Source organism: Oerskovia sp. Root22 (assembly GCF_001429135.1).
Lineage (GTDB): Bacteria > Actinomycetota > Actinomycetes > Actinomycetales > Cellulomonadaceae > Oerskovia > Oerskovia enterophila.
The window spans coordinates 354245-372310 of the sequence record NZ_LMIL01000009.1; the positions used below are offsets into that span (position 1 = coordinate 354245).

Sequence of the window (18066 nt, forward strand, 5' to 3'; positions counted from 1 at the left end):
GCCTCCAGGGCGCCACGTGCGCCGCCGGTGACGCCCGCGAAGCTCCCGGTCCACGGCTCCGTGGCCCGACGCCGTCACGACCCCTGGCGTACCCGCTCGCCCTGGTCCCCGCTCGTCGCGGGCGCACGCCACACGAGCGTGTACCGCCAGTAGAGGCGCCGTCGCAGGCGTGCCCCCGGCAGGATCTCGCGAGCCGCCGCGCGCAGCTCGGCGTGGCTCGTGGTGACCTCGGCGATCGGTGACCCGTGCTCCCACTCGCCGCGGCGCCGTCGGGCCCAGACGGCCGCAGGGATCGCGGCCGCGCTGACCGCGTGGTCCCACGCCGTGCGGGGCCGGGTGAGACCCACGACCGCGAGCGTGCCCCCCGGTGCGACCAGCCCGCGCAGCCTCCGCAGCCCGAGGTCGAGCGGGAGGTGGTGCAGGGTCGCGACCGTCGTGACGAGGTCGAACGGCTCGGCGAGGCCGGGCAGCGGGGCGAGGACGTCGCCCGCGACGTAGTCGAGCCCGGTCGCCTGGGGCGGACCGCCCGATGCTGCCCGCGCACGCTCGACCTGGTCCTGGTCGAGGTCGATCCCCAGGACACGCCCCGCACCGGCCGCCCGCAGGCGACGGGTCAGGAGCCCCTCACCGCACCCGACGTCCAGGGCCGTGCGCGTCCCGGGGCCGACGAGCCGCGTGAGGTCGGGGTGGTAGTGGGTGTTGTGGTTCCAGCACGGGTCGCTCACGGGTCTCCTCCGGCGTCGTCGGCGCAGGGTGTCGGTGATGCCGGTCCCGGAACGCGGACAGCCCGCCGACAGACGGGCTGTCGACGGGCTGCCGGTGCGTTGCACGCAGGCTCAGCGCCCGCGCATGCCCTTGCGGTCGGGGCGTGCACGCGTGGGGTCGATCCCCTTGGGGATGGGGAGCTTGGTGCCACCCAGCGCCCGCAGGCGCTTGCTGACCTCGGCCACCTCCGGCTTGGTGAGCGTCGGGCGCAGCTTCTGGACCTGGCGTGCGAGCTTCTTGAGCGGCACCTGGTCCTCGCCGTTGCCGCACTGGATCGTGGTGACCGGGACGTTCGGCAGGACGCGGGTGATGCGACGCTTCTCGCCCTCGAGCAGCTTGGTCACGCGGTGCGTGGGGCCCTCGCCGACGAGGACCACACCGGCACGGCCGACCCCGCGGAACACGAGGTCCTGCTGGGGGGTCAGGGCGACGGGCTCGTCGTCGAACGTCCAGCCGCGGCGGATCGTGCCGAGCGCGGCACGGGCAGCACCGGGCTGGCCGTCGATGCGGCTGTAGGCAGCCGTCTCGGCGCGACGGGTCAGGACGAACAGCGAGCCGAGGAACGCGAACGGCAGACCCACGATGAGCGTGTAGACCCAGGGGCCCCACGCCAGCCCGATCCCGATCGCGACGGCGAGGATGCCGACGAACACGGCGAGCATGATCCACGTGACCGCCGGGTCCTCGGTGCGCGTCATCTTGTACGCGTCCCAGACCTGGTGATACCAGCGCTGCTTCTTCTGCTTCTTCGGCTTGGTGCCGTCGACCCCGGTCGAGGGGTCGGTGCTCTTGTTGCGGGCCATGGTGCCTCAGTCTAGTGGTGGCGGAGAGTGCTCCGGTGAAGGGGCGAGGACGGCGGCGAGCCGGACCCCGCCCCACGATTCTCTCGCACGACGGCGGGAGGACGGGAGCGGGGACCGGCCCGGCGACGAGCGGTGTCGAACGTTCCTGCGGGGATCAGCGGGCCAGCAGGCTCGCTGCCTCCTGACGGGAGGTGCGCGGCTCGGCCAGGTGGGCGAGCGCGGCGGGGATCTCCATGCCGCGACGCTTCATCGCCTGGCCCCACAACCGGCCCGCGCGGTACGACGACCGCACGAGCGGACCGGACATGACGCCGAGGAAGCCGATGCGCTCGGCCTCGTCGGAGAGCTCGACGAACTCCTCGGGCTTGACCCAGCGTGCGACCGGGTGGTGGCGCAGCGACGGGCGCAGGTACTGCGTGATGGTGATGAGGTCGCAGCCCGCGTCGTGGAGGTCCTGCAGGGCCTCCTTGGCCTCGTCGATCGTCTCGCCCATGCCGAGGATGATGTTCGACTTGGTCACGAGGCCGGCCTCGCGGGCCCGCGTGATGACGGACAGCGAGCGGTCGTACCGGAAGCCCGGGCGGATCTCCTTGAAGATGCGCGGCACGGTCTCCACGTTGTGCGCGAGCACCTCGGGGCGGGACTCGTTGACCGCGTCGAGCAGCTCGGGGATCGCGTTGAAGTCCGGGATGAGCAGCTCGACGCCCGTGCCGGGGTTGAGCGCGTGGATCTGGCGGACGGTCTCCGCGTAGAGCCACGCGCCGCCGTCGGCCAGGTCGTCGCGGGCCACGCCCGTGATGGTCGAGTAGCGCAGACCCATGGCCTGGACCGACTCGGCGACGCGGCGCGGCTCGTCCGCGTCGAAGTCGGCGGGCTTGCCCGTGTCGATCTGGCAGAAGTCGCAGCGACGCGTGCACTGGTCACCGCCGATGAGGAACGTGGCCTCGCGGTCCTCCCAGCACTCGAAGATGTTGGGACAGCCCGCCTCCTCGCAGACCGTGTGCAGGCCCTCCTTGCGCACGAGGCCCTTGAGCTCGGTGTACTCGGGTCCCATGGTCGCCCGGGTCTTGATCCACTCGGGCTTCTTCTCGATGGGTGTCGCAGCGTTGCGGGCCTCGACCCGCAGCATGCGCCGCCCTTCAGGTGCGATCGTCACGCGGTCTCTCCCAGTCCGTGGTGGGCGGTGGCCCCCTGGAGTCGTGCCCGGTATCGGGTGAAAGTCAGCGTACGCCAGGAGCCGCGGAGGGTGCCGGAGCGTCCACCGGTGCCGGACGTGACCTGAGCGACAGTCCTGTGACCACGAGCAGCGCGGCGGCGATCGCGGGCAGCGCGAACGCGGCCGCGGTCCCGACCCCCTCGGCGACCTGGCCGCCGACGCTCGCGCCGACGGCCACACCGACGACGTTCGCGCTCGCGAGCATCGTCATGGCGGCCCCGCTGCGGCTCGTGGGGCTCAGGTCTCCGCCGACCGTGAAGATCGTGACCATGACGGGGCCCACGAACAGGCCGAGGAGCGCGAGCGCGCCGATGAGGGTGCCGAGGGACCCGCTGCCGCCTGCGACGAACGTCAGGACGGCCGCGACCGTCAGGCCCGACGCGAAGGCCACCCAGCGCGAGCGTGCACCGAAGCGGGCCGGCAGCGCCACGACGGCCAGGGCCGTGATCGCCGAACCGAAGCCCAGCACGGCGTAGACGAGGCCCGCCTGCGACTCGGACCCCGCGTCGCGCATGAACGACGTGACGGCCGTCTGGGTGCTGCCGAAGAGCATGCCCATGGCGAGCATGCCGAGCACGGGGACCAGGACCCGGCGCAGGAGCCCCACGAACGAGCCGTGGGCGTCCTGCCCGGCGGCGGCCGAGGCCTCCGGGGACGGCTTGGGGGCGCCGGGGGTCGCGGTGGGGTGCAGCGCGAACGCCAGGCCGAACACCGCGCACACGCCCGCGGCGAAGAGCATCGCCGCCTGGGGCGACCAGACGCTCGCGAGGATGCCCACGAGCGCCGGGCCGAGCACGAACCCGATCTCGTCGGCCGTGGACTCGTAGCCCATCGCGGCGAGCAGGGTCCGGGGGCGGTGCTGGGTCATGGCGATCCAGCGCACGCGCGCGAGCGGTCCGACCTGCGGGGCGAACGCTCCCACGAGCGCGGCGGTTCCGAGGATGACGGCCGAGGAGGCCCCGGCGCTCGCGGCCTGGACGAGCCCCAGGACGGCCAGGACATTGAGGGGCACGACGACGAGCAGCACCGTGCGCTGCCCGATGCGGTCCGCGAGGGTCCCCTGGGTGGGGCCACCGAGCGCCGTCCCGACGGCGGCGGCCGCGCTCGCGAGCCCGCCGAGCGCGAGCGACCCCGTGGTCGTGCTGACCAGCAGCAGCGTGCCGATCGTGATCATCGAGAACGGGAGCCGCGCCAGGAAGGCGATGGGGAGGAAGGCCTTGCCGGCCAGGCGAGGCAGCTCGCCGTACGTGGCGAGGGTCCCGCGCCGGGGCTCGACGTCGTCAGGAGCCGGAGCAGGGGAGCCGAGGGTGCCGGTCGCGGCAGGCTCGACGTCGCGCCGAGCGGGCGCGAGGGGGCTGGGAGTGCGGGTCATGAGGGTCCTTCAGGGGTCAACCGATCCGCGCACCGACCCACCCGTACTCCGGTTGCGCAAGGATTCCCTTGAGGTGAGGCCCATTCTAGCGGCGAACGCCTCAGAAGGGGAGAGGAGCCGCCTCGTGCTCCGCGAGCAGCGGTGCCAGGTGCGTGCGCAGTGCCGCGACGAGCAGCGGGGAGACCTCGTCGAGCGTGACCTGGCGGCCGGTCTCGAGCGAGAGCGAGGTGACGTCGGCGTCGGCGATGCCGCACGGCACGATCCGGGAGAACTCGCCGAGGTCCGGGCAGCAGTTGAGCGCGAGCCCGTGCATGGTCACGCCGCGTGCGACGCGTACCCCGATCGCGCACACCTTGCGCTCTCGCCGGGTCGGGGTCGCGGCGAGCCACACGCCGCTGCGCCCCTCGACCCGGAAGGTCTCGACGCCCAGGCTCGTGCACACGTCCATGACCGCGCCCTCGAGGGCGCGCACGTAGGCGACCACGTCGACGGGCTCGGCGAGACGGACGATCGGGTAGGCCACGAGCTGGCCCGGACCGTGCCAGGTGATCTTCCCGCCGCGGTCGACGTCGACCACGGGCGTGCCGTCGTCGGGCCGCTCCGCCCTGTTGGTGCGCCGGCCCGCGGTGTAGACGCTCGGGTGCTCCACGAGGATCACGGTGTCCGGCGCGATGCCGTCCACGACCTCCTGGTGGACCTGGCGCTGCAGGTCCCAGGCGTCCTGGTAGTCGGTCAGACCGGGCCCCTCGGTGCGGAAGTGCATGCGGTCAGGCTAGTCCTCGCCCGGGCGCGGGTGGGCCTCGACCATGGTGATGAGGATCTCACGCAGCGTGGCGATCTGGTCGTCGCTCAGGCCGCGGGTGCTGAGCTCCTCGGCAGGCCGGGGGCTCGCGGCCGCGAGCGCGGCCTGCCGTCCCGGCGGGGTGATGGCCACGGCGCGTCGTCGGCGGTCGGACGGGTCGTCCTCGCGCGTGATGTACCCGGACCGCTCGAGGCGTGCCAGGACGCGGCTCATGGTCTGCTCGGTGATGTGCGACTCGGCCGCGAGCTGGCGCTGGGTCCGCGGGCCGGCGAGGAGGTGCAGCAGGACGGGCATCGAGGCGTGGTTGAGGTCCCAGCCGTCGAGGTGATGGTTCCACTCACGCTCGATCCGCCGGGTCACCGCCGACAGGAGCCGGCCGGTCGGCCAGTCCTTCGGTTCCCTGCTCACGGGGTTGGCGTCCACTTGCTTCTGAGACCTCCGTCGTCAATAGTACTCAGCATGCTGAGTAATCGCTGGAGTGGTGTGCTCCGAGGCCTGGTCATTGTCGCAGTACTCGGTGTCTGGCTGGCCATCGGCGCGATCGGGGGGCAGGCGCAGGGCAAGCTCAGCACGGTCCAGACCAACGACTCCGCGGCCTTCCTGCCCTCGAGCGCCGAGTCGACCCGAGCCGCCGAGAAGGCGCAGGCGTTCGTGTCCGACGAGAGCCTGCCCGCGCTCGTCGTCGCGGTGCCGACCGCCGGGGGAGCGGTCACGCCCGAGCAGCTCCAGCTCCTCCAGGACGTCGCTGCGGACCTGCCCGGCCTGCCCCTGCCCGGCGCCGGACCCGACGACCCCCAGACCGTCGGGGACGCGCTCACGGGGGACCCCGTCGTCGTGCCCTCGCAGGACGGGGAGGCGGCCATGATCGTCGCCTCGCTCGACGCGTCGCAGGCCTCGAACCTCATGGCCGACGACGAGCGCGTCAACAACGTCGTGGTGGCCGAGGTGCGCGCCGAGCTCGAGACCGCCCTCGCCGACTCGGGCCTGCAGACCTGGGTCACCGGGCCCGCCGGGTTCGTCGCCGACCTGGTCAACGCGTTCGGCGGGATCGACACGGTCCTGCTGCTCGTCGCGCTCGGTGCCGTGCTCATCATCCTCGCGATCGTCTACCGCTCGCCGATCCTGCCCTTCATCGTGATCCTCACCGCGGTCTTCGCGCTGTGCCTCGCCGGCCTGGTCGTCTACCTCCTGGCCGACAACGGCACGCTCACGCTCAACGGCCAGGCGCAGGGCATCCTGTCGATCCTGGTCGTGGGCGCCGCGGTCGACTACTCGCTGCTCGTCGTGGCCCGCTACCGCGAGGAGCTGCGCGTCGTGGAGAGCCCGTACACCGCGGTCCGCCGGGCCCTGCGCGCCTCGATCGAGCCCGTCGCGGCCTCGGCCGGGACCGTCATCGCGGGCCTGCTGTGCCTCCTGCTGTCCGACCTCGGGTCCAACCGGAGCCTCGGCCCCGTCGGGGCGATCGGCATCGCGGCGGCCTTCCTGGCCGCACTGACGCTCCTGCCTGCGCTGCTCGTGCTCGGTGGCAGGCGTTCGCGCGGGATCTTCTGGCCGCAGAAGCCCACCTACGACCCCGCCGCAGCGGACGAGGGTGCGGCCCCCGCGCCGGTGGCCGTGGACCCGAGCACGCCGGCTTCCGGTGAGGGCGCGCGCGACCTCGCGCTCGCCGCGAGCCACGACGTCGAGGTGCACGTCGCGGGGCACGGGATCTGGTCCCGCGTCGCGAGCTTCGTGGGGCGCCGCGACCGGGCGGTGTGGATCGTCACGGCACTCGTGCTCGCGGGGTGCGCGGCGTTCGTCCCCACGTTCCAGGCCGAGGGCACGAGCGACTCCGACGTCTTCCTCACCCAGGTCGACTCGGTCGACGGGGAGCAGGCGCTCGAGGAGCACTTCGGGGGAGTGGGCGTCCAGCCCGCGATCGTGATCGCCCCCCAGGAGGACCTCGACGCCGTGCTGCAGGCCGCGACCGCGACGGACGGCGTCGCGTCGGCCGCCGCGGTGACCGAGGCCGGCACGGGCGGGGCGCCGGGAGCCCCCGCGCAGGGCCCGCCCCTCGTGGTCGACGGTGACGTCCGCGTCGACGTCGTGACCGAGGACCCGAGCGACACCAACGCCGCGACCCAGACCGTCGCCGCGCTGCGCGACGCGGTGCACGAGGTCTCGCCCGAGGCCCTCGTGGGCGGGGCGAGCGCCGAGCGGCTCGACACCCAGATCGCGGGCGACCACGACCTGCGGGTCATCGTCCCGGTCGTGCTCGTCGTGATCCTCCTGATCCTGATGCTGCTCCTGCGCTCGATCCTCGCGCCCGTCCTGCTCATGGCGGCCAACGTGCTCTCGTTCGGAGCGGCCCTGGGCGTCGCGGCCCTGGTGTTCAACCACGTGCTCGACTTCCCCGGCGCCGACCCCACCGTCCCGCTCTACGCGTTCTGCTTCCTCGTCGCGCTGGGCGTCGACTACTCGATCTTCCTCATGACGAGAGTCCGGGAGGAGTCCGGGATCATCGGCACGCGTCGCGGAACTCTGCGGGCGCTCGCCGTCACGGGCTCGGTCATCACGTCGGCGGGAGTCGTCCTGGCCGCGACCTTCGCTGCGCTCGGGGTGATCCCGCTGCTCTTCCTGGCCCAGCTCGCGTTCATCGTCGCGTTCGGTGTCCTGGTGGACACCCTGATCGTCAGGAGCCTGCTCGTCCCGGCCCTCGTGCACGACGTCGGACGCGTCGTGTGGTGGCCGGGCTCGCTCCGCCGCGCCGCGCCCTGAGCCGCGGGCCCGGACGGGCCGCCTCGCGTCAGGCGGCTCGCCCGGGACCCGCTCGGGAGACGTGGGCGGTGCCTGGGACGTCGAGCGGGACGTGGCTCGGGCGCCCGGTGACAGCGCGCCCAGCGGCGGCGCGTCCAGAGGAGCACGACGGGCCGCGCGATCTGAGGGCTCAGGAGGCGACGGGCAGGGGCTCCGACGGACAGCCGTCCAGGACCGTGGCCATGGCGTCGTGCTCGGCGGGGGTCACCCACAGGTCGTAGGTCACCTTGACCGCGATCTGGCGGGCGACGTACGTGCAGCGGAACGCGTTGTTGGGCGGCAGCCAGGCCGATGCGTCGCGTGCCCCCTTCGACTGGTTCGCCGAGCCGTCCGACGCGAGCAGGTTGAGCGGGTCGTTCGCGAAGCGCAGGCGCGTCTGCGCGTCCCACGACTGTGCGCCCTTGCGCCAGGCGTCCATGAGCGGGATCACGTGGTCGATCTGGACCGCCGCACTGGTCTTGTTGCCGCGCACGAAGCTGATCACCTCGCCCGTGTACGGGTCGTCGAACGTGCCCGTCCGGATCTCGCACGCCTTGTCGCGCGTCGAGTACGTGAGATCGGTGAGGTCGCGCGCGAGGATGTCGTTGCGCGTGTCGCACCCGTTGCCGTCCACGTCCGCCCATGCCGAGCCGAAGTTCTCGCGCTCGTACCCGGTCGAGGCCGCGGGCCCCTTGACGTCGAGCGTCGCGAGGGCCGCGAGCGCGGTCCCCGAGGCGGGCGCCTCGTGGGCCTCGATCGTCTGCTGGTTCACGGCGTTGGCGATGACGACGCCCAGCGCCAGGGCGATGAGGGTGATGCGTACGGCGCGGCGCAGGCGCGCACTCTTGTGACTCTTCTGGCTCTTCGAGCTCTTGGTGCTCAACGGACGACCTTCCCGAACTCGGGCACATGCCGAGAACGACAGTTCCAGGAGGATTCGGTACATTCTGCCAGTCTTCGGGAGTGCTCCGGGACGGCCGCTAGATTGGTCGCCATGAGCGGAAGCAGCACGCAGGAACAGGTCGCGCGCGTCGGGCTGGTCGGGTACGGCGGCGCGGGCCGAGGCATCCACGCCCGCCTCGCGCGCGAGGCGGGGCTCCAGGTCACCGCGGTGGTCGCGCGCGACCCGGGACGTCGCGCCGAGGCCGAGCAGGACTGGCCGGGGGTGCACCTGCACGACGACCTCGCCGGTCTGCTGGCGGACCGGGGCACCTACGACGTGGTGGTCGTCGCGAGCCCGTCGGCGCTCCATGCCGAGCACGCCGCGCAGGTCTCCGCGGCCGGCGTCCCGTTCGTGCTCGACAAGCCCATCGCGCTCGACGGCACGCAGGCGGCCGAGGTGGTCGCGGTCGCGGCTGCTGCGGGGACCCCCTTCACGGTCTTCCAGAACCGGCGGTGGGACCCCGAGCAGCTCACGCTCGAGTCCGTCCTGGCGTCGGGCGAGCTCGGCGAGGTGCACACGTTCGAGCGCCGGTGGGAGCGGTGGCGACCCGTGCCGCAGCAGCGCTGGAAGGAGAACGACCCCGTCGGGGGCGGGCTCCTGCTCGACCTCGGCCCGCACCTCGTGGACTCCGCGACCCAGCTCTTCGGACCCGTCCGCTCGGTCTACGCCGAGCTGCGCGCCCTGACGACCCCGACCGAGGACGACGTCTTCCTGACCCTCCACCACGAGGGCCACCAGGGGCGGGAGGTCGTCAGCCGGCTCTGGGCGGCCTCGGTCGTGGGGGCGCCCGGCCCGCGCACGCGCGTCCTCGGCACCGCGGGCGCGTACGTCGTGACCACGTTCGAGAACGACGCCTCCCCGTTCGAGGTCTTCGACGACGCGGCTCCCGAGGGCACGGAGGGGTGGATCACCCGCGGACGCGAGCGGACGCCTGTGCCGCGCGCCCCCGGGGGGCACGCCGACTTCTACCGCGCGGTGGCCGCGTGGCTCGCGGGCGGGCCGGCACCCGTCGACCCGGCCGACTCCGTGCGGACGGCACACGTGCTGGACGTCGCGCGCGAGAGCGCGCGCAGCGGGCGCCGTCTCGACGTCTGAGCCCGAGGCCGGCGCACACGCCCGGCCTGTGGACAAGCCGGGACGCCCGCTCCGCCCTGGTGGGATGGGGGCATGTCGAGTGCACGCCCCGTCCGCGAGTCACGGCCACGGCGACCGGGGAGGCGGAGCGAACCGGACGGCCCGGTGATCCCTCCTACCCTTGCTGAACAGCTCGTGAGCCGCGGCTGGAGGATCGCCGACCGAGCGACGTCGCGGGACGCGCCGGGCGACGGCGCCGACGGTCAGGCGTGGGTCGTCGTCGACCGTGCCGGGTGCCAGGACGACCTGACGCTCGTGCCCGTGCCCGCCGAGCACCGCGAGCGCGCCCTGGTCGTCGAACGCCTCGGCGTGCTGCGCACGCTCGACCACGAGCACCTCGCCGCGATCGACGAGATCGTCGAGGGGGACCCGGGGCACCTCGGGGTCCTGACCCGACGTCCCCACGGGACCGGGCTGGACCTTCTCCTGAGGTGCCGTGGACCCTTGAGCGCCGGCGAGGCGGCGACGCTCGTGGTCCCGCTCGCGCAGGCGCTCGCCGCGCTCCACCACGCCGGCCAGACGTACGGCGCGCTCGGCCGGAGGGACGTGACGGTCGGGCCCGACGGCCGTGCGGTGCTGCGCGCACCGCTCGTCGCCTCGACGGCGAGCCCCGCGGAGGACGTCCGGGCGCTCGCCGCGCTCGTCACGGGGCTCGTGCCGCCCCCCGCGACGCTGCACGCGGGCGTTCGCGGCGCCGTCGGGCCGGGGGAAGGGAACGACGAGGCGGCGCTCGCCGCACTGCACGCCGAGCTCGCCGCCGCCCAGCGCGCCGACCCCCGCGGGCGCCCCGAGGCCGGGACCTTCGCGGCGCTCTGCTACGAGGCCGCCCCGCCTCTTCCCCTCGTCCTCCCGGACCCCGCGCGCCTCGCGGCCGCGGCCATCGCGGAACGTTCGAGCCCCCGAGGACCGGCTGCGGGCCGAGCGGTCGGCGGGGACGCTTCCGGCCTTCCGTCGCGGAACGAGGCCGGGGCCGGCGGTGCCGTCGTCCGTCCGGCGCGTGTCCGCGACGGCGGAGCGCTCGTGCCGGCCACCCGTGCCGAGACGCGAGCGAGAGCCCCCGAGCGGCCCCGTAGCGGTGGTAAAACTGCCGGTCGGGCCGTTCCGACCGCGCGTCGACCCGACGGCCGCAGCGGCCGCCGGGGAGGCGGTGGCCGGTCGCGCGGGCAACACCATCCCGCCCTCGTCGTCGTGCTCGTGCTCACGGTCTGCGCGGCACTCGCGGGAGGGGGCCTGGCTCTGCGGTCCTGGGCCGGGGACACGTCCGGCGCCCGGGACCCTGTGCTCGCCGGACCCCGCACGGACGGCCAGGACGCCACGGGCGCCGACCCGACGCGTCACCACGACGACCCGCTCGCCGCGGCGGTCGAGCTCACCGAGCGCAGGGTCGAGCTGCTGGTGGGAGACCGGGCCATGGCCGAGGTCGTGGTGCCGGGCTCACCCGCGGAGCAGGCTGACGCCGAGATGCTCGAGCGCATCGCCGACACGGGTGTCGTCGTCGAGGGCGCCCGAGCGGAGGTCCTGGACGCCCGGAACATCGCCACCGGCGGGCTGGACGCGGTGAGCGCGGACGCTGGCAGCCCGGACCAGGCGAGCGTCGAGGTGACCTACGTCGTCGGCGCCCACACCCAGCGCGCCGCGGACGGCACGGTGATCGAGGTCCCTGCTGAGGAGCCCGAGGTCGCGGTGCTCACGCTGCGCTGGACGGACGGCGCGTGGCGCGTCGGGGAGGTCGGGTGAGGGCGCTCAGCCGCTCGTGACCCATCGGGCGGCCGACTCCAGGTCGTCGTGCTCGAACGTGAAGCCGCTCGCCTCCAGGACGCGCGGCAGGGCGCGCTGCGACCCCAGGACGTCGGACGCGAACTCGCCCAGGACCACCTTGAGCGCCACGGACGGCACGGGCAGCGCCGCGGGTCGGTGCAGCGCCTGGGCGAGCGCGCGCGTGACCTCGGCGTTCGTCGCCGGAGCGGGACCCGTGAGGTTCACGGGGCCGCGCACGTCGGCGTCGAGCAGGTGCAGCACGGCCGACACGTGGTCGCGCAGCGTGATCCAGCTCCAGTACTGGGTGCCGCTCCCGAGCCTCCCCCCGACGCCGAGCCGCAGCAGGGGCAGCATGCGCGCGAGGGCGCCGCCGTCGGGGGACAGGACGATCCCCGTGCGCAGGTGCGCCACACGCACCCCCGCGTCCTGCGCGGGGGCCGTGGCGGCCTCCCACTCGGTGACGACGCGCGCGAGGAACGTCGTGCCCGGGCCCGAGGTCTCGGTCAGGACCTCCGCACCCCGGTCCCCGTAGTAGCCCACCGCGGTGCCCTGCAGGAGCACGGGCGGGGGAGCGTCGAGGTGCGCGAGCGTACGCGCGAGCAGTCCTGCGGTCCGGGTCCGGGACTCGAGGATGGTGCGCTTGTACTCGGTCGTCCACCGGTGGTCGCCGACCCCCGCGCCCGCGAAGTTGACCACGGCGTCCGCGCCCTCGAGCGCGTGCGGGTCCAGCGCGTCCTCGTCGGGGTCCCAGAAGACCTCGTGCGCGGCCTGGGGAGGACGGCGCACCAGGCGGCGCACGGTGTCCCCGCGCTCGCGCAGACGTTCGAGCAGCTCGGTCCCGATCAGACCGTGCGAGCCGGCCACGACGATGTCCATGCGACCACGGTACGGCCCGTGCGGCCTGCCTGCGCTGCTCGGGCCACGCGCCGTCCGGCGTGTCCGGTGCCTGAGGTCCCCGAGCACGACGACGGCCCCCCGACCCGTGAGGGTCGAGGGGCCGCCGTCGTGGTGGTCTCAGCGAGCTCCGAGGGTCAGAGACCGACCTCGGACTCGAAGGCGCCCTCCTCGATGCGGTTCTTGATCGCACCCAGGAAGCGGGCTGCATCCGCGCCGTCGACCAGGCGGTGGTCGTAGGACAGGAAGATGTAGCTCATCGAACGGATCGCGATCGACTCGTTGCCGTCTGCGTCGGTCACGACGACCGGACGCTTGACGATCGTGCCCGTGCCCAGGATCGCGACCTGGCCGCCGGGGACGATGGGCGTGTCGATCAGGGCGCCACCGGAACCGGTGTTCGTGATCGTGAACGTCGCGCCGCCCAGCTCGTCCGGCCCGATCTTGTTGATGCGGGTGCGGCCGGCGAGGTCGGCGATCTTGCGGGCGATCCCGGCGAGGTTGAGGTCACCGGCGTCCTTGATGACCGGCACGACCAGACCGCGCTCGGTGTCGACCGCGATGCCGACGTTCTCCTGCGGGTGGTAGACGACCGAGTCGCCGTCGATGCTCGCGTTGATCTTCGGGTAGGCCTTGAGGGCCTCGACCGCGGCGAGCGTGAAGAACGGCAGGAACGTGAGGTTGGCGCCCTCGCGAGCCTTGAAGTCGTTCTTGGCCTTGGCGCGCAGCTTGGCGACCTTGGTCACGTCGACCTCGACCACCGTGGTGAGCTGGGCCTGGGTCTGCAGGGCCTCGACCATGCGCGTCGCGACGAGCTTGCGCAGGCGCGACATCTTCTCGGTGGTCCCGCGCAGCGGCGAGACGGCCGGGACGCTGGGGGCCTTGGGCGCGGTGCCCGACGGCGCAGCAGCGGCAGGTGCAGGAGTCGCCTTGGCAGCCTCCGCCTTGGCGGCCGCCTCGAGGACGTCCTCCTTGCGGATGCGGCCACCGACGCCCGTGCCCGTGAGGGACGCGACGTCGACACCCTTCTCCGCGGCGAGCTTGCGCACGAGCGGGGTCAGGTAGGAGCCACCGGTCGCGCCCGAGGTGGCACGCGAGGCCGGGGCCGCCGGAGCAGCCGGGGCTGCAGCGGCGGGAGCCGGGGCTGCGGCGGGAGCCGGAGCCGGGGCGGGGGTAGCGGCCGGTGCCGGAGCAGGGGCAGGAGCCGGTGCCGGCGCTGCAGGTGCCGCGGGGGCGGGAGCCGGAGCGGGCGCAGCGGCGGGTGCCGGTGCTGCTGCGGCCGGTGCGGGAGCCGCGGCGCCCGAGCCGACGATCGCGAGCACGGTGCCGACCTCGACCGTCTCGTCCTCCTGGACGAGGATCTGCTGGACGGTACCGGCCACGGGGGACGGGACCTCGGTGTCGACCTTGTCGGTCGAGACCTCGAGCAGGGGCTCGTCGATCTCGACGGTCTCGCCGACGGCCTTGAGCCAGCGGGTCACGGTGCCCTCGGTCACGGACTCGCCGAGCGCGGGGAGCTTGATCTCCTCGCCGCCCGAGGCGGCGGGCGCCTCGGTGGCAGGCGCCTCTGCGGCGGGGGCTGCCGGGGCCGGAGCCTCGGCGGCGGGCGCCTCAGGAGCTGCGGGAGCAGCGGCCGGTGCCGGGGCCTCAGCGGCGGGAGCGGCCGGCGCCTCGGGGGCAGCGGGGGCTGCGTCCGCGCCGGTACCGATCACGGCGAGGTCGGTACCGACCTCGACCGTCTCGTCCTCCTGGACGAGGATCTGCTCGAGCACGCCGGCGAACGGCGAGGGGATCTCGGTGTCGACCTTGTCGGTCGAGACCTCGAGCAGGGGCTCGTCGATCTCGACGCTCTCGCCGACGGCCTTGAGCCAGCGGGTGACGGTTCCCTCGGTGACGGACTCGCCCAGTGCGGGCATCTGCACGTTGTCAGACATGACCTCTCGGGTCTCCTTCGATCGTTGGGTCAGTTGTGGGCGTGCAGCGGCTTGCCGGCGAGGGCCAGGTGGGCCTCTCCGAGAGCCTCGTTCTGCGTGGGGTGCGCGTGGACCAGGGCGGCGACGTCCTCGGGGTACGCCTCCCAGTTCACGATGAGCTGGCCTTCGCCGATGAGCTCGCCGACGCGGGCGCCGACCATGTGCACGCCGACGACGGGGCCGTCCTTCTGGCGGACGAGCTTGACGAAGCCCGTGGTCCCGAGGATCTTGCTCTTGCCGTTGCCGGCAAGGTTGTACTCGAGCGTCTCGACGCCGTCGGCGCCGTGCAGCTCCTTGGCCTTGGCCTCGGTCAGGCCGACCGAGGCGACCTCGGGCTCGCAGTACGTCACGCGGGGGATGCCCGACTCGACGATCGGCGTCGGGTTCAGGCCCGCGATCTGCTCGGCCACGAAGATGCCCTGGGCGAACCCGCGGTGCGCGAGCTGGAGCCCGGGGACGATGTCGCCGGCCGCGTAGATGTTGCCGACGCCCGTGTGGAGGCGCTCGTCGACGATCACGAAGCCGCGGTCCATGGTGATGCCCTGCGCCTCGTAGCCCAGGTCCGCGGTGCGGGGACCGCGGCCGACGGCGACCAGGAGGAGGTCCGCGTCGAACGTCTTGCCGGACTCGAGGGTCACGTGCACGCCCGAGTCGTCCTGGGTCACGCCCGAGAACCGGTCGCCCAGCGTGAAGCCGATGCTGCGCTTGCGGAACGCGCGCTCGAGGGCCTTCGACAGCGACTCGTCCTCGTTGGGGACGAGGTGCGGGAGCGCCTCGATGATCTGCACGTCGGCGCCGAACGACTTCCAGACGCTCGCGAACTCGACGCCGATCACGCCGCCGCCCAGGACGATCGCGCTCTTGGGCACGTAGTCCAGGTTCAGTGCCTGGTCGGACGTGATGACCCGGCCGCCGATCTCGAGGCCCGGGAGCGAGCGGGCGTAGGAGCCCGTGGCGAGCACGACGTTCTTGCCCGTGTAGCGCTGGCCCGCGACCTCGACCGTGTCCGCGGCGACGAGCGTGCCGTGGCCCTCGATCACCGTGATCTTGCGCGACTTGATCAGGCCCTGCAGGCCCTTGTACAGCCCGGCGATGACGCCGTCCTTGTACGAGTTCACGCCGTTCATGTCGATGCCCTGCAGCTGGCTCAGGACGCCGTACGCGCTGCCCTCGCGGGCGTTGTCGGCGAGCTCGGCCGCGTGCAGCAGGGCCTTCGTGGGGATGCAGCCGTTGTGCAGGCAGGTCCCGCCGAGCTTGTGCGCCTCGACGAGGGCGACGTTGAGGCCGAGCTCGGCGGCGCGCAGCGCCGTGGCGTAACCGCCGCTGCCTCCGCCCAGGACGACGACGTCGAAAGGTGTGCCGGTCTCGGCCACGTGCAGCTCCTTAGGGGCATACGAAAAGAGGGAGAGCAAAGTTCTTGTGACATCTTGGCACTTTGGGCACCCGTACCCCAATCGGAACGCACGGTCGGCGGTGTGATGCTCAAGACAGGTGAGGCAGGGAACAGCCAGGGCCCGGGCACGCCGTCGGGTGCCCGGTCTCTCGATGGTTCGCCGCGCGAGCCGGCTGAGCGCACCGGCCGGCGCGGGCGACCCCGCCCGACCACGACACGGACCGGAGGGCGGGCGATCTCAGGCCCGCTCCAGGCGGAGCAAGTACTCTGCCTCCATGTCCAGGCTGTCCCAGCTCTTCTCCCGCAAGCCCGCGAACGGTCCCGCGTCGTCGGGCGGCGCCGGCTCGCCGTCCGCCGCCGACCAGCGACGGGCGACGGTCGAGCACCTGGCCGAGTTCGCGCGCACCCGGGTCGGGGTCGAGGCGTACATCGAGCCGCCCACGAACGACACGCCCACGACCCTGATGCTGATCGCGACCACGGGGGAGTGGACGCGGCGCCGGGTCCCCGACGCCAGGACCGCGCGCAAGCTCGCCGAGCAGCTCGAGCTGCCGGTCTACGACGTGAACTTCACGGGCTACCCGCAGCGCATGCGCGACTGGAACTCCAAGCAACGACGGCGCTGAGCGCTCCGAGCGGGCCTCTTGCCCAACCGGCCCCCGGTGCCCGCCCTGTCGTGCACCGGAAGGCCTACTTCGCGGCGCGGGCCTCGAGCAGCTCGACGAGGGTGCGCACCGCGACCCCCGTGCCGCCGACCGGCGTGTAGCCGAACGCCGAGCCCTCGTTGAACGAGGGGCCCGCGATGTCCAGGTGTGCCCACGGCGTGGACCCGACGAACTCCTGCAGGAACAGGCCGGCCACGAGCATGCCGCCGAAACGGTCGCCGATGTTCGCGATGTCCGCGACCTTCGACTTCATGGAGGCGGCGAGCTCCTCGGGCAGGGGCATGGGCCAGAACTGCTCGCCTGCGGACTCTGCCGCGGCGACGACCTCGCTGCGGACGGACTCGGTGCCCATGACGGCCGAGACGCGGGTACCGAGCGCGACCATCTGAGCCCCGGTGAGCGTCGCGACGTCGAGCACGACGTCCGGGTTCTCCTCGATCGCGGCGACCAGGCCGTCGGCCATGACCAGGCGGCCCTCGGCGTCGGTGTTGAGGACCTCCACGGTCTTGCCGCCACGGATCGTGATGACGTCCGAGGGGCGCTGGGCCGTGCCGGACGGCATGTTCTCCGCGAGGCAGAGCCACCCCGTCACGGCGACCGGCAGGCCGAGCCTCGAGGCCGCGAGCACGGTGTGCAGGACGGCGGCTGCACCGGCCATGTCCGACTTCATGGCCTCCATGCCCTTGGCGGGCTTGATCGAGATGCCGCCCGAGTCGAACGTGATGCCCTTGCCCACGAGCGCGACCTTGGCGTGCGGGCGCGAGGGGGAGTAGGAGACCTTCACGAGGCGCGGGCCGCGCGAGGACCCCTGTCCGACGGCGAGGATGCCGCCGTAGCCGCCGGCTGCGAGGGCCTTCTCGTCGAGCACGGTCACCTTGACGCCCGTGCCCTTGGCCGCGGCCTTGGCGATGTCGGCGAAGGCCGCGGGGAACAGGTCGTTCGGGGCGGTGTTGACCAGGTCGCGCGTCGCGTGGACCGCCGCGGCGATCGTCGCGGCACGCTCGACCGCGGCCTTGGCCTTGGCCCCGCGGGCGAGCGAGGTGAGGACCTCGATCGTCGAGACGCCGCCGGCAGGCTTGGTCGAGGCGGCGGCGCCCGCCGTGTCCCGGTAGCGCGTGAACGAGTACGCCCCGAGGAGCGCGCCCTCGGCGATCGCCGCGACCTCGGCCTCGTCGGCCGCGGGCAGCGCGACCGCGACGGACGACGCCCCGGTCAGCTCGCGGACGGCCGCGCCGGCCGCGCGACGCAGGGTCTCGGCCGGGAACGAGCCCGAGCCGTCCCGGGCGCCGAGGCCGGTCAGGACGAGCACGCCCGCCTTGAGGTGGGCGCCCGCGGGCACCGTGCGGACCTCGTCGCGCGCGCCCGTGATGCCCAGCGCCGGAGCGAGGGCCTCGAGCTCGGCGACGACGTCGCGGGGGAGGTCGTCCCCCACGACGGCCACGCCGTCTGACGTCGTCTGGGTCCCGACGACGAGCGCGTCGACCTTCACGCCGGTCGGGTTCTTGCTGGAGAGAGTGAGTTCAGCCACGCCTCGATGCTAGCCGCTGCCAGGCCGCGGGCCACCGGCGGGACG

General features: G+C 73.4%; 15 protein-coding genes. 4 read left to right on the forward strand and 11 right to left on the reverse strand.

Annotated elements, in window-relative coordinates; genetic code table 11:
- Positions 1-74 precede the first annotated feature (74 nt).
- The 6 genes from ASE15_RS12055 to ASE15_RS12080 all read right to left on the reverse strand — a co-directional run bounded on the left by ASE15_RS12055 (position 75) and on the right by ASE15_RS12080 (position 5366).
- Positions 75-725 carry a bifunctional 2-polyprenyl-6-hydroxyphenol methylase/3-demethylubiquinol 3-O-methyltransferase UbiG gene (locus ASE15_RS12055; protein ID WP_056763485.1) on the reverse strand — a complete coding sequence of 217 codons (651 nt, stop codon included), beginning with the start codon at positions 723-725 and terminating at the stop codon, positions 75-77.
- Between the two features lie 111 nt (positions 726-836).
- Positions 837-1568 carry a DUF4191 domain-containing protein gene (locus ASE15_RS12060; protein ID WP_056763487.1) on the reverse strand — a complete coding sequence of 244 codons (732 nt, stop codon included), beginning with the start codon at positions 1566-1568 and terminating at the stop codon, positions 837-839.
- A 154-nt stretch (positions 1569-1722) separates the two neighbouring features.
- The gene (gene lipA / locus ASE15_RS12065) at positions 1723-2724 is read right to left on the reverse strand and encodes a lipoyl synthase (protein WP_056651175.1); all 1002 of its coding nucleotides are present in this window, start codon (positions 2722-2724) and stop codon (positions 1723-1725) included.
- A 64-nt stretch (positions 2725-2788) separates the two neighbouring features.
- Positions 2789-4156, reverse strand: coding sequence for an MFS transporter (locus tag ASE15_RS12070; RefSeq protein WP_056763490.1), 1368 nt, complete (start codon positions 4154-4156; stop codon positions 2789-2791).
- A gap of 100 nt (positions 4157-4256) precedes the next feature.
- On the reverse strand, positions 4257-4919 hold the full coding sequence (gene lipB, locus ASE15_RS12075) for a lipoyl(octanoyl) transferase LipB (RefSeq protein WP_056763492.1): 663 nt from the start codon (positions 4917-4919) through the stop codon (positions 4257-4259).
- Positions 4920-4928: 9 nt separating this feature from the next.
- The gene (locus tag ASE15_RS12080; protein WP_231907770.1) at positions 4929-5366 is read right to left on the reverse strand and encodes a MarR family winged helix-turn-helix transcriptional regulator; all 438 of its coding nucleotides are present in this window, start codon (positions 5364-5366) and stop codon (positions 4929-4931) included.
- A 51-nt stretch (positions 5367-5417) separates the two neighbouring features.
- On the opposite strand from ASE15_RS12080, the gene ASE15_RS12085 reads away from it, so the two are divergent.
- A complete protein-coding gene (locus ASE15_RS12085; RefSeq protein WP_082608909.1) occupies positions 5418-7715 on the forward strand; it encodes an MMPL family transporter in 2298 nt (765 codons plus the stop codon).
- A 169-nt stretch (positions 7716-7884) separates the two neighbouring features.
- Here the strand turns inward: ASE15_RS12085 and ASE15_RS12090 are convergent, their stop codons facing one another.
- On the reverse strand, positions 7885-8616 hold the full coding sequence (locus ASE15_RS12090) for an HNH endonuclease family protein (RefSeq protein ID WP_056651186.1): 732 nt from the start codon (positions 8614-8616) through the stop codon (positions 7885-7887).
- A 111-nt stretch (positions 8617-8727) separates the two neighbouring features.
- On the opposite strand from ASE15_RS12090, the gene ASE15_RS12095 reads away from it, so the two are divergent.
- Complete coding sequence (locus ASE15_RS12095; RefSeq protein WP_056763494.1) at positions 8728-9771, forward strand: Gfo/Idh/MocA family protein; 1044 nt, start codon at positions 8728-8730, stop codon at positions 9769-9771.
- Positions 9772-9945: 174 nt separating this feature from the next.
- Complete coding sequence (locus ASE15_RS12100; RefSeq protein ID WP_056763496.1) at positions 9946-11547, forward strand: hypothetical protein; 1602 nt, start codon at positions 9946-9948, stop codon at positions 11545-11547.
- Positions 11548-11553: 6 nt separating this feature from the next.
- Here ASE15_RS12100 and ASE15_RS12105 read toward each other — a convergent pair whose 3' ends face one another.
- The 3 genes from ASE15_RS12105 to lpdA form a co-directional block, all read right to left on the reverse strand.
- Positions 11554-12444 carry a TIGR01777 family oxidoreductase gene (locus tag ASE15_RS12105; protein WP_056763499.1) on the reverse strand — a complete coding sequence of 297 codons (891 nt, stop codon included), beginning with the start codon at positions 12442-12444 and terminating at the stop codon, positions 11554-11556.
- 155 nt (positions 12445-12599) lie between these two features.
- Entirely contained in the window at positions 12600-14396 is a 1797-nt protein-coding gene (gene sucB / locus ASE15_RS12110; RefSeq protein WP_056763501.1) for a 2-oxoglutarate dehydrogenase, E2 component, dihydrolipoamide succinyltransferase, read from the reverse strand.
- A gap of 29 nt (positions 14397-14425) precedes the next feature.
- Complete coding sequence (lpdA, locus tag ASE15_RS12115) at positions 14426-15808, reverse strand: dihydrolipoyl dehydrogenase (RefSeq protein WP_056651204.1); 1383 nt, start codon at positions 15806-15808, stop codon at positions 14426-14428.
- A gap of 295 nt (positions 15809-16103) precedes the next feature.
- On the opposite strand from lpdA, the gene ASE15_RS12120 reads away from it, so the two are divergent.
- The gene (locus tag ASE15_RS12120; RefSeq protein ID WP_056651207.1) at positions 16104-16454 is read left to right on the forward strand and encodes a hypothetical protein; all 351 of its coding nucleotides are present in this window, start codon (positions 16104-16106) and stop codon (positions 16452-16454) included.
- A 64-nt stretch (positions 16455-16518) separates the two neighbouring features.
- On the opposite strand, the gene ASE15_RS12125 is transcribed toward ASE15_RS12120, so the two are convergent.
- A complete protein-coding gene (locus ASE15_RS12125) occupies positions 16519-18021 on the reverse strand; it encodes a leucyl aminopeptidase (RefSeq protein WP_056763503.1) in 1503 nt (500 codons plus the stop codon).
- Positions 18022-18066: the final 45 nt, after the last annotated feature.